This is a genomic window from Thioalkalivibrio sp. ALE12 (assembly GCF_000381105.1).
GTDB lineage: Bacteria > Pseudomonadota > Gammaproteobacteria > Ectothiorhodospirales > Ectothiorhodospiraceae > Thioalkalivibrio.
In genome coordinates this window covers 1-11,365 of record NZ_KB905917.1, presented here as the reverse complement: position 1 = coordinate 11,365, position 11,365 = coordinate 1, and the positions used below count along the sequence as shown (strand labels likewise).

Below are 11,365 nucleotides of genomic sequence, written 5' to 3'. Positions count from 1 at the left end.
TGTAGACCGCTTTTCTCCGTGTTCTCTGTGCGCTCTGTGGTGAAAAATGGAGTGCGGGCGCGCGGGGCTCAGGTCGAGGCGAAGTCGAAGGTGGGGGCCGGCATCGGCGCCTGCAGGAAGTAGCCCTGCACGAGGTTGACGTTCAGGCTGTAGAGCACGGCGAGCACACTGGCGTCCTCGACATACGGCACGATCACCTGCTTGCCCTTGGCGTGCGCGGCCTCGGTATGCTCGCGGATCAGCTGCTGGTTTTCCTCGCTTTCGGCCAGGTTCTTCACGTAGGACGGGTCCAGCTTGATGTGGTCCGCCTCCAGGTGCTGCAGCAGCTGGAACGGGTTCAGGCCGTTGCCGAAGTCGTCGATGCACAGGTGGCCGTGCATCTCCTGCAGGCCCCGGGCCACGTGGATCGCCGGCTTCAGGTGGGTTACCACGGTGGGTTCCTTCAGCTCCACCACCACGTTGTCGGCGGGGATGCGCAGGGCGTGCAGGTCGTCGTGCAGCCAGCTGACCACCGAGGGATCGCCGAGCGAGCCATTGGTCAGCTTGAGGAAGAACTGGGTACCGGGGTCCTTCTTCAGCTGTTCCGCGAGGACGCCCAGGGCGGTCTTCAGGATCCAGCGGTCGATGGGCTGGGCCATCTCCGTGCGCTCGGCGCTGGGCAGGAAGGCCTCCGGTTCGTGGATATGACCCTCGGCATCGCGCAGCCGCACGAACACCGAATAGCGCGCCCGGTCGGCCCCGTGCAGGTTCACGATCGGTTGGTACAGCAGCTCCAGACGGTCGTGATCGAGGGCGTCCTGGATGCGTAGCCGCCATTGCTGGTCGGCCTGTGCCTGGGTCATCTCGCCCTCGGCCGGGCGGAAGAAGCAGTGGGTCCCGCCGCCGGCTTCCACCGCTTCCTGCAGTGCGCGGTCGGCCTGCGACAGTAGCTCCTCGGTATCCACCGCAGTCTCGTCGGCGATCACGATGCCGGCGGACAGGGTGCAGTTGGTGGAGGCGTTGCCGAGCTCGAACACGCGCCCGGTGACCGCCTCCATCAGACCGTGGACGCGGCTCTCCACCTCGTTGCGGCGGGTATCCGGCACCAGGATGCCGAAGTGCTCGGCCTCCAGGCGCGCGGTGATGGCCGGCTCGGGGAACTGGTCCTCGATCAGCTTGCCGATGTCGGCCAGCAGCAGGTCGCTGGCGGACATCCCGACGTTGGCGCGAATTTCCGCGAAGCGGTCCACCGCCAGCGTGATCAGGGCGAAGGGCTTCTCCGACTGCGCGGCCTGGCCCTGCGCGGTCTCGATCATGCCGGTGAAGTGCTGGCGGTTGTAGAGGCCGGTGACCAGATCGCGCTGCGACAGGTAATCGATCTTCTCCGCCAGTTCCGGGTCCTCCTGGGCCGAATCCAGCAGGACCTGGGTACAGGCCTCGCCCTCGACGCTGGCGGTGGAGAGGCGCAGGTTGGCCTCGAACGGAGTGCCGTCGAAGGCCTGCAGCTGGAAGGCCTGATGGGTCTGTTCGCCCTCCTCGCCGTTCTGGAAGCGTCGCAGCAGGCCCTTCAGCTCGTCGCGGCTCTCCGGCGCGACCAGATCCATCAGCGGCAGGCCATCGACGTCCTCCGGGTCGCCGATGCCGAAGCGTTCGCGCCAGGAGGCGTTGGCATAGATGTGCATGCCCTCGTGGACGTAGGCGATGGCGTCGCGCGAGTTGTCCAGCAGCAGCTGGCAGCGGCGCTCGGATTCCTGCAGCGACGCGTCCATGCGACCCAGTCGCTGGCGCAGCTGGAACTGTTCGGCGGCGCGAATGGTGAGGAGGCTGGCCAGTTCGTGCAGTTCGTGATCCACCACCGCGTACGCACCGGCCTCGTAGTCGTCCACGCGTTCCGCTTCCGGACGTTCGGTCAGGATCACGACCGGGATCCGCCGGCCGGAGGCATGCTGGGCCTCGTCCACGTGCTCGCGGGCCAGGCTCAGGCCGGGTTCGATCAGTACGATCACGTCGAAGCGCCGGTTCTCCAGCGCCTCGGCGAGGGCGTCGGTGGTCGAAACCTGCTCCGGGCGGATCGCACTGCCGCGGGTTCGGATGCTGCTGATGACCTCTTCCGCCCGGTTCGGATTACTGGTAACGAAGAGGGTACGAATGGTCTCGTTCATGGGGCCTGGTCGTCGCGGTTGCGGGTGGTGAGGGACAGTCCGTTGTCATTCGCGAGGCCGGGGTCCGCCTCCGTGCCGGGGGATTCCGCGGTCGGGCTGCCGACCTCGAGCGCAGTCATGCGGCAGCCCACCTCGGTGAACAGGGTAGTCCCCGTGCGCTCGCTGTCCAGTTCCAGAACGCGGGCGCGGTCGTTCAGCCAGCAGACCACCCGTTTTTCGTGGTCGAAGACCTGGGCCGGCAGGAACAGGGCGGCCCCGTCGGCATCCGTTCGTTGTGGCGCAAACAGCCCCGGCTGCGGGACCCCAGCGGCGACCCCGTTGCGAAAATCCTGGATCTGCATGGGGAGGCAGCGATTGGCAAGGAACTCCACGCCGATGCTAATGCGTTCGCCGACCTGATCGTCGAAGCGAATCCAGCGTAGCACCCCGACCGTCCAGCGGTGGCCGTCCACGGCGCGCAGCCCGACCAGGTCGCCGATCAGCAGGGGCTGCTGCGGCGCGTCCAGGCACAGGCGAACGCCCCCGGCGCCGATGTCGTCCACCTGCCAGTGTTCCGGAGGGTGGCGCTTGGTGATGGGCCCTGCCGGCTCGTCGTGGCCGGCGATCTCGAGGCCGCGCCCGACGTCTTCCCAGGCGGTCGCGGCGGGGCCGGGGGTGTCGTCCGCGAGCGGCCGGAGATCGCTGTCGCGACCGGCGGCGGGCGGGCTGTCGACCAGGGCGAGATCCGACCCCCTCAGTGCCGCGGGCGACATCTCGAAGACGCTGACGCCGCGATCACGCTGCTGCACGGACTTCAGGCCGGCCTCGCCGTTCTCGTCCGTGTCGAGTTCCCGGGCGCTGGCGTCACGGCGACGCTCCATCTCCGCCAGCAGAAAGTCATGGATGCGTTCCAGTCCCATGACGCAGACCTGCTGCAGGTCGCCTGCGCGCTCGCGACTGTGCCGCCGGGTGGGCAGGTGCGACCACAGGCGCAGGAGATGCTCGGCCAGGGCCTGTGCATTGCCGGTTTGCACCGGCTCGAGGTTTTCCGGGGCGTCGCGCAGTGCGGCCAGGGCCGGGCCCAGCTCCACGAAGCAGGCCAGGTCGCCGGCGGGCTGGTCGCGCAGGACCAGTCCCGGCGCATGGTCGCGCTCGAGCTCGCAGCGCAGCACCGGCAGGTCGGGATGCGGGTCCGGGTCGGGAGCGGCTGTGCAGGTCAGCGCGATCGCGTTGATCCAGCGAACCAGCAAGTCCATCTCGCCCATCTTCAGGGCGTTCGGGTCGGTGCTCCCCAGCACCATGAGGCGCGCGCTCATGGTCTCGATACGATCCGTATGCAGCGGCCCGAAGCGCTGGTCGGTGGCGGGGCCGTGGTCGGCGATGTGCTGGGCCCGTGCCAGGCGCAGCAGGTCGTAGAGTTGCTGCCAGTGACCGGAGGGCAGGTTCTGATACAGCCGCCAGTGGTGCACGGCGAGCGCGCCCAGCAGCGCGACGGCGGCCTGCAGGGGCGCGGTCAGGCGTTCCGCATGCCGGGTGTCGTCGGCGTCGATGCGCTCCCGGACCACCAGCAGTTCGGCCCTGAGCAGAGCGCGCAGGGCGCTCCCGAGGACCTCGGCACGATCGCGGCTGCGGCGCCCCAGTGGCAGGGGGCGCTGGCGCAGCAGGCGCTCCAGCACGGGGAACAGGGGCAGGAGGTGGTCCTCCAGTATGCGCAGCAGGCTGGCGCGGACCCCGGGCCGCAGCGCGATCTGGTTGAGCCCTTCGAGGGCCTTGCCGAGTTGCTGCATGCCGAGCTCGGGCTCGCTGCCGGGCAGTTCCGCGCACCAGGCCCGCAGAGCCTGCGGCGTCCGGTGCGGGAAGCTGGCAGGGCCGGCCGGTTGGGCGGGCAGCTCGGGCAGGGCGTGCAGCATGGGCGTGTCCAGTGGTCGCTGGGCCGGTTGCGTGGGACTCTCCGGAGGGCGCGTTCACGCCCCGGGTCTGGCGCTACTGTAGCAGCAAACCGTGTTTTTGGTGTGGGAGGCGTCGGCCTTTGCTCCCGCCCGGCCTACGGGGCTTGCAGGGTCTTCCCGGATGCACCCGGGATCTCGCGCGCCAGGCGTGGAACCAGGTAGCCTGGCAGCCGCGCATGGAGGGCCCGGTGGAGTTCTTGTGCGCGGCGATCCGAAACCTCGAAATGGGCCGTGCCGCGGGTGCGGTCGAGCTGGTGCAGGTAGTAGGGCAGGACGCCCAGGCGGAAGCCGGCCTCCTGCAGTTCGCTCAGGGTCTCGGCATCGTCGTTGATCCCGGCCAGCAGGACCGCCTGGTTGAGCAGCGTAACGCCGGCGGCGCGCAGGCGGACGAGTGCCGCGTCGGCCGGGGCGGCGAATTCGCGCGGGTGGTTCGCGTGCAGCACCAGGATGTGTTGCAGCCGCCCCTGACCGAGCCAATCCAGCAGGCGGTCGTCGACCCGCTCCGGCAGGACGACCGGCAGGCGCGAATGGATGCGCAGGCGTTCCAGGTGCGGGATGGCGTCCAGCCGCTGGGCCAGTCGGGCCAGGCGGGTATCGGAGAGGCTCAGCGGATCGCCGCCGCTGAGGATGACCTCGCGGATGTCCGGATGCGCCGCGATGTACTCTAGCGCGGGCGCCCAGTCATCCCGGGCCGGATTGTGCTCGGAATAGTCGAATTCGCGGCGAAAGCAGTACCGGCAGTGGATGGCGCAGGCCCCGGTGGTCAGCAGCAGCACGCGGCCGTGGTACTTGTGCACCACGCCGGGTGCGGCCAGGGCGTCGTGATCGCCGACCGGGTCGCTGACGAAGCCCGGGGCCTCCAGGGCCTCGCGGGCATCCGGGAGGGCCTGCAGCAGCAGCGGGTCGCGCGGGTCCCCCGGGCGCACGCGCGCCAGGTAGCTCTCCGGGATGCGGGTGCGAAACAGTCGGTGCCCGGTCTGCATGCCCGGCAGGTCGTCGAGCGGCAACCCGAGGCGTGCGGCGAGGGCCTCGGGATCGGCGACCGCACGCGCCAGCGCCTGCTGCCAGGCCGGCGTGGCACGCGGCGCGGGTGGCTGGGTTCCGCGCGGCTCGCGCGTTATCATGACGGGCTTTGTGGGCATGAATCGTTTCCGGACGGGGCGGTATGCCCGCGCCACGCATCATCGAGGAACAGCACGCAATGGCAACCTACAGTACCAACGAATTCAAGGCCGGTCTCAAGCTGCTGCTGGACGGCGATCCGCAGGCCATCGTGGAAAACGAGTTCGTCAAGCCGGGCAAGGGCCAGGCCTTCAACCGGGTCAAGCTGCGCAATCTGCGTACGGGCCGGGTGCTGGAGAAGACCTTCAAGTCCGGCGAGTCGGTGGAGGCGGCCGACGTGATGGACACCGAGATGCAGTATCTCTACAACGATGGCGAGTTCTGGCACTTCATGGTGCCGGACACCTTCGAGCAGTATGCCGTGAGCGAGGCCGCGCTGGGCGATTCCGGGCAGTGGCTGAAGGAGCAGGATATCTGCACCGTGACCCTGTGGAACGGCGAGCCGCTGTCGGTGGTGTCGCCGGCCTTCACCGAGCTGAAGATTACCCAGTGCGATCCGGGCGTGCGCGGCGATACCGCTCAGGGCGGTACCAAGCCGGCGACCCTGGAGACCGGTGCGGTGGTCAAGGTCCCGCTGTTCGTCGAGGAAGGCGAGACCGTGAAGGTCGACACCCGCAACGGCGAATACGTCTCCCGCGTCTGATCGCATCTGCCCCCGGGTTCGGAGGTGAGTGACTGGCGGCCGGGCGCGGCGCCGGCCCGCGCGGCGCGGGCCCGTCTGCTGGCGGGTCTGCGGGCCTTCTTCGCGGATCGCGGGGTGCTCGAGGTCGAGACCCCGATCCTGGGCCGGGGCGCCCCGCAGGATCCGATGCTGGAAAGCTGGGAGGCACGCGCCCCCGGCGGCGAGCAGGGCTACCTGCAGACCTCTCCGGAGTACCCGATGAAGCGCCTGCTCGCGGATGGGGCCCCGGATATCTACCAGATCGCCCGGGTCTTCCGGGGCGGCGAGTCCGGGCCGCGCCACAACCCGGAATTTACCCTGCTGGAGTGGTATCGCCACCGGCTGGACCATCGGGACCTGGCGCGCGAGGTGGTTGCCCTGATCGCGGATCAGGCCGCGCAATCCCGCGAGTGGCACGCGCCCCGCGGCTGCGTGGTGATCCCCTATGCCGAGCTGTTCCGGTCGACCCTCGGGCTGGACCCGGCCGCCGCGGAGGCCAAGGAGCTGGAACGGGCCGCGGCGGCCCGCGGGCTCGCGGTGGCGGGCGAGCTTGACCGGGATGGCTGGCTGGATGCGCTGATCAGCCTGGTGATTGCCCCGGGCTTCCCGCCGGACCGGCTGACCGTCGTGGTCGACTATCCGGAGAGCCAGGCCGTGCTGGCGCGTCCCTGTCCGGAATCCCCGGGGTACGCCGCGCGCTTCGAGTTGTACTGGGGCGACCTGGAGCTGGCCAACGGCTATCACGAACTGACCGATCCCGAGCTGTTTCGCCGCCGCCGCGAACGCGACATCGCCATCCGGCGTGCGCGCGGACAGCCCCTGCCGCCCCCCGATGACTACCTGGAGGCGGCGCTGGACGCCGGACTGCCCGACTGCGCCGGGGTGGCCCTGGGCGTGGACCGGCTGCTGATGCGGTTGCTGGGGGTTTCCAGCCTCGATCAGGTACTCGATTTTCCCTGGTCGAGAGCGTGACGCGAAGGGCTTGTCCCGGCCGGGGTGCCGGCACACTATAGGGACTGTTGCTCCGCACGTTTGCAGGATGGTCGGACCCCTATGCCCCCTCGTCTTTTTGCGCGCCGCCCGGGCCCCCTTCCGGTTCGTTCCGGGTGGGCCATTGCCCTCTGTCTGATGCTGTCGCTCTGGCTTGCGCCGCTGACGGCGCAGGCACAGTTCGAACACCTCCCGCAGCCGCTGCAGCGGGCGATCGAAAGTCAGCGCCTGCCGCCGGAAAATGTCGGTCTCTGGGTCCAGCGGATGTCGGACGGGGCGGTGCTCGCGCGCCTGAACGCCGATCAGCCGTACAACCCGGCGTCGACCATGAAACTGGCCACCTCGCTGGCGGCCCTGAACGAGCTGGGCCCGGACTACACCTGGACCACCGAGGTCTGGGCGACGCGCCCGGTGCGCGACGGGGTGTTGGCGGGGGACCTGGTGATCCGCGGCACGGGCGATCCCGGCATGGTCAGCGAGGAACACTGGCGCATGCTGGGGCAGCTGCGCCAGACCGGCTTGCGTCGTATCGAGGGCAACGTGATCCTCGACGCCTCGCATTTCGAACTGCCATCCGGGGACCCTTCCGCCTTCAACGACCAGCCGCTGCGGGCCTACAACCAGCTGCCCTATGCCCTGCATGTGAACGCCAACGCGCAGCGCTTTCGCGTGCGACCGGAGCGGCACGGGAACGGGATCGACGTGACGGTGGATCCGCCCCTGCCGGGGCTGGATGTCGTCAATCGCCTGCAGCCGACGCGGGGCAGCTGCGGCGCCTGGCAGCGCGGGATCCGTTTCGATGCCGATCCCGAGGCGCAGCGCGTGACCCTGGCCGGCGAATACCCGGTGAATTGTGGCGACTATGAACTGCTGCGCTCGGTGCTCGCGCCGGAGAAAAACCATGCCGAGATGTTCCGCCTGCACTGGTCGCAGTGGGGCGGCGAGCTGACCGGGGACATCCGCTCCGGTGTGCTGCCGGTGCTGTACGACGAACCGATCCTGCGCCACACCTCGCGCCCGTTGTCGGATCTGATCCGGGTCTCCAACAAGTGGAGCTCCAACGTGATGACCCGGCATCTGCTGCTGACCCTGGGGGCGCGTCACTTCACCCCGCCGGCGACGCTGGAAAAGGGGCAGCAGGCCCTGCTGGAGTCCCTGCGCGGGCTGGACGTCGATGTTGCGGGTATGGTGGTCGACAACGGTTCAGGCCTGAGCCGCGACTCGCGGATGACCTCACGCCAGCTGGGCCGCATCCTGGAGGCGGGCTGGCAGCACCCGCACCGGCCCGAGTTCCAGTCCTCGCTGGCCCTGGCCGGGCTGGACGGGACCCTGCGCAACCGCTTCCGTAACGGCAGCCAGCGCGATCTGCGCGGGCGTATGCATCTGAAGACCGGGCATCTCAACGAGGTGTCCGCGGTGGCCGGCTATGTACGGACGCGGGGTGGCGATGACCTGGCGGTGGTCGTGCTGGTCAACGATCCACGCGCCCACCGCGGCATGGGGCGCAACCTGCAGGACGCCGTCCTCGAGTGGGCCCACGACCTCTGACGGGTGCACCCAGTTTGTTCACCACGAAGCACACGAAGGCACGAAGAAACCCGCAAGAGCATTTACAGGAAGATGCGAAGGTCAGCAGGGGGAGAGAGGGTGCGCAATCCTTGTGGCTTGCGCACCCTTTCAGGAATCTTCCGATCTTCGCGTCTTCCTGTTGGCGCTTTCTGGATTTTCTTCGCGTCTCCGTGTGCTTCGTGGTGAAAAGTGCCTTGCGAACTCAGGGGGACTCGGTCTGCCAGTTGGACAGGATCGGCGCGCGGGAGACTTCGACGTCCAGCGCCGTCAGCCAGCGCGCGACCATGCGATTGGAGTTGTTGCGCAGGGTGTAGGCCTCCGGATGCTCGACGAAGGCCATGTCCCATTCCGGCGAGGTCTTGCGTTCCTCGTATCCCGCTTGCCAGATGCCTTCCAGCTCGTCGCGCAGGACCTCGACCCGTGCCCCCGGAACCGTCAGCAGGTAAAAGTCCGCCAGTGGTACGCGAAGTTGCCCCAGCGTGGATGGCCCGAGCTCGTGGCCGGTCAGTACCTGGCGTCCGAGCGCGGCGCGGGTCGGTACGAGCAACCCGGAGATCCCCTGGAGCGGCCCGGTCCGGCGTTCGACATAGAAAACCCAGTCGCCGTAGGAGTAGCGCAGCCAGGCCCCCGGTTTCCCGGCTGGCAGGATCAGGCTGGAGTGTCGTCCATGGTCCAGCAGGGCCACGGTAACCGGGCCTTCCGGGTCGTCCGGTGGTTGCAGCGTCACGGCCGCGCAGCCCTGCAGCAGCCACAGAGTGAATACCGCAAGGAGCCAGGGCGGAAGACGGAAGCGGCGCCGTAGCGGGGCCGCGTTGTCGCTGCGACGGCGCATGTCGGGTCAGTGGCGTTCGAGCTTGCCCAGTTCCGACAGGATGGACAGCACCAGCGATTCGCCTTGCGAGCCCATGCCGCGACACAGCACGTCGGGGTCGCGCTCGCCGTCCACCAGGCGCTTGGTAATGCCGCCCAGGCGGGCCATGTCGCCTCCGGCGCGGCTCATCTGCTCGGCCATCTGGGAGAGCCAGTGCAGCGACTGGGCATCGCCGCGGGCGGCTCCGTGGATCATCTGCGCCAGTCCCGGGGCCGCCTGGGCCGGGTCGCCGCTTTGCTCCGGGTCGGGCAGGGTGGAGGGGTCCTGCAGCCCGTTCAGGATGGCCGTCAGGATCACCGTGTCCTCGTCGTCCAGACCCTGCAGCAGGGAAGGGTCGCGCTCGCCGTCGAGTACCCGGCGAATGCGCTGGATCAGTTCGCCCCAGCCAGCCTCGTGGGCCTGGTTCAGGACCGGCTCCAGCTCGCGGCGGGTTTCCGGGTTCTGGGTGGCCTGGACCACCAGGTTGATCAGGCCGGCCTGGGCCTGGCGGATCTGTTGCGCGTGTTGTGGGTCAAGCATGCTGTGGCGGTCTCTTGCGTTCGGTGGTGGCACGGACCGAGGTCGGGGCAGCGCAGCAGCCGCACCCGGCTTCGCTCTTGTGGCGAGGTTAGCATGCCCGGAAGTGCGTTCGACCGGGGCCTGCGGCACAATGGCCCCTCCATTTGCAGAGGATGTCGTGGTGGAAGAGCAGACAGCAGTGGGGCTGTGGGTGGCCCTCGGGATCCTGGCCATCGTGATCGCCGCCCTGGTGGGTTTCTGGGTGGGGCGCGTGACCAGTGACGAACGCAAGCTGATCCGCGAGCTGGAAGAGGAACTGGATCGGCGCATGCAGGAACTGACGCGCTACCGCAGCCAGGTCAACGACCACTTCGACCGCACGGCCACGTTGTTCGCGACCATGGCCGGGTCCTACCGCGACCTCTATCACCACCTGGCCCAGAGCGCCGAGGAGCTGGCGGACAAACCGACCCGCGACCGCCTCGAGGACCGCGCCGGCCAGCTGCTGTCGCACATGACACGCCGCGATTACGGGACCGGCCCGGGCGAGGCCGCCGGCGGCGCCAACGAATCGGACGCCCAGGACGACGAGCCTTCCAGCAAGGGCGCCGGGGACGAGGCCCGCAAGCCGGACGACCGCCCGCGCCCCGACTGACCTGCCGCCGTGTGGGTTGCGTCTGTCTTAACCACGAACCCCATGCAGGTCCGCAGAACACCTGAAAAGCGTTAACAGGAAGACGCGAAGGCTGGAAGATGGCTTGTAGCACTGGGCAAGCCATCCGCATTGCGCCCTACCTAATGCATTCCTTCCGATCTTCCCATCTTCCTGTAGATGCTCTTTGCGGGGTGGGCTCAGAGGGAGGAGATCTGGGCCCGGATCTGGTTGTCCAGGTTCTGGATCCAGTTGTTGTAGTTCGGGTGGATGTTGCCGTCTTCGTAGTTCAGGTTGGCGCTGTCCTTGTAGCGGATGCTGTATTCGCCCGCAGCGAACGGGATCTCCACCACGGCGACGTGGTCGCGCAGGCTGAGCCGGCCTTCCAGCAGCCCGGGCTCGGCCTCTTCCATGCGCCAGCCCAGCGAAGCCCCGGCGGTGCGGATCGCGCGTTCCATCTGCTCGGCGCTCGGGCGGTCGCCGTCGACATTCGTGACCGTGGTATCGCTGATGTCCTGCACGGGAACCGTGCCGCGGCAGCCCGCCAGCGCGATCAGGGCGGCGAAGATGATCACCAGCAACGTCTTGGTATTCATAGTGTTTCCCTTAATGGATGCGCGGGGAGTGTAGACCTGCGGAAGCGTCGTTTCCAAGGGCACCGGGGCGTGCGTCTAGGGAGACGCTGATTGAATCGCACGTCCGCGCTCGAGTCGCTTTTGCGTGCGAACAAGGCGCGGTGACTGCCGTGCAGTCATTCTGCACAAGGGAGCCGCAACGCCGTTCGCGTGCAAAAGCGGCCGATCCCCTGCTTTCAATGGCTTGTGGGGTTGGTGCCCCCTGTTCCCCGATCCTGCGTTGCGCCGCTTGCGGGTAGAACCACTACCCGCTGCACGACGCGCCTTGTCTCGGAAAACAGGGGGCACCAACGCGGAC

General features: G+C 68.5%; 10 protein-coding genes. 4 read left to right on the top strand and 6 right to left on the bottom strand.

The genetic code is table 11. The features are described from left to right. Positions 1–68: 68 nt before the first annotated feature. The 3 genes from F614_RS0112730 to epmB form a co-directional block, all read right to left on the bottom strand. Positions 69–2,141 carry an EAL domain-containing protein gene (locus tag F614_RS0112730; protein WP_018881213.1) on the bottom strand — a complete coding sequence of 691 codons (2,073 nt, stop codon included), beginning with the start codon at positions 2,139–2,141 and terminating at the stop codon, positions 69–71. Beyond that, the gene (locus F614_RS0112725) at positions 2,138–4,030 is read right to left on the bottom strand and encodes a hypothetical protein (protein WP_019559013.1); all 1,893 of its coding nucleotides are present in this window, start codon (positions 4,028–4,030) and stop codon (positions 2,138–2,140) included. The genes F614_RS0112730 and F614_RS0112725 overlap by 4 nt, the downstream gene beginning before the upstream one ends. Before the next feature lie 134 nt (positions 4,031–4,164). Next, on the bottom strand, positions 4,165–5,193 hold the full coding sequence (gene epmB / locus F614_RS0112720) for an EF-P beta-lysylation protein EpmB (RefSeq protein ID WP_019559012.1): 1,029 nt from the start codon (positions 5,191–5,193) through the stop codon (positions 4,165–4,167). 77 nt (positions 5,194–5,270) lie between these two features. Here epmB and efp point away from each other — a divergent pair, with 77 nt between their 5' ends. The 3 genes from efp (at position 5,271) to dacB (ending at position 8,390) form a co-directional block, all read left to right on the top strand. Then, complete coding sequence (gene efp, locus F614_RS0112715) at positions 5,271–5,834, top strand: elongation factor P (RefSeq protein WP_026279163.1); 564 nt, start codon at positions 5,271–5,273, stop codon at positions 5,832–5,834. 24 nt (positions 5,835–5,858) lie between these two features. After that, entirely contained in the window at positions 5,859–6,824 is a 966-nt protein-coding gene (gene epmA / locus F614_RS0112710) for an EF-P lysine aminoacylase EpmA (RefSeq protein ID WP_018879931.1), read from the top strand. A 156-nt stretch (positions 6,825–6,980) separates the two neighbouring features. After that, positions 6,981–8,390: a D-alanyl-D-alanine carboxypeptidase/D-alanyl-D-alanine-endopeptidase gene (dacB, locus tag F614_RS0112705; RefSeq protein ID WP_019559011.1), complete on the top strand. Its 1,410-nt coding sequence runs from the start codon at positions 6,981–6,983 to the stop codon at positions 8,388–8,390. A gap of 223 nt (positions 8,391–8,613) precedes the next feature. Here the strand turns inward: dacB and F614_RS0112700 are convergent, their stop codons facing one another. Together F614_RS0112700 and F614_RS0112695 are read right to left on the bottom strand one after the other, a co-directional pair. Next, a complete protein-coding gene (locus F614_RS0112700; protein ID WP_019559010.1) occupies positions 8,614–9,243 on the bottom strand; it encodes a hypothetical protein in 630 nt (209 codons plus the stop codon). A gap of 6 nt (positions 9,244–9,249) precedes the next feature. Next, the gene (locus F614_RS0112695) at positions 9,250–9,801 is read right to left on the bottom strand and encodes a hypothetical protein (RefSeq protein WP_019559009.1); all 552 of its coding nucleotides are present in this window, start codon (positions 9,799–9,801) and stop codon (positions 9,250–9,252) included. A gap of 160 nt (positions 9,802–9,961) precedes the next feature. Here F614_RS0112695 and F614_RS0112690 point away from each other — a divergent pair, with 160 nt between their 5' ends. Continuing rightward, on the top strand, positions 9,962–10,435 hold the full coding sequence (locus F614_RS0112690) for a YhcB family protein (RefSeq protein WP_026329865.1): 474 nt from the start codon (positions 9,962–9,964) through the stop codon (positions 10,433–10,435). Positions 10,436–10,632: 197 nt separating this feature from the next. Here the strand turns inward: F614_RS0112690 and F614_RS0112685 are convergent, their stop codons facing one another. Next, the gene (locus tag F614_RS0112685) at positions 10,633–11,028 is read right to left on the bottom strand and encodes a hypothetical protein (RefSeq protein ID WP_019559007.1); all 396 of its coding nucleotides are present in this window, start codon (positions 11,026–11,028) and stop codon (positions 10,633–10,635) included. Positions 11,029–11,365: the final 337 nt, after the last annotated feature.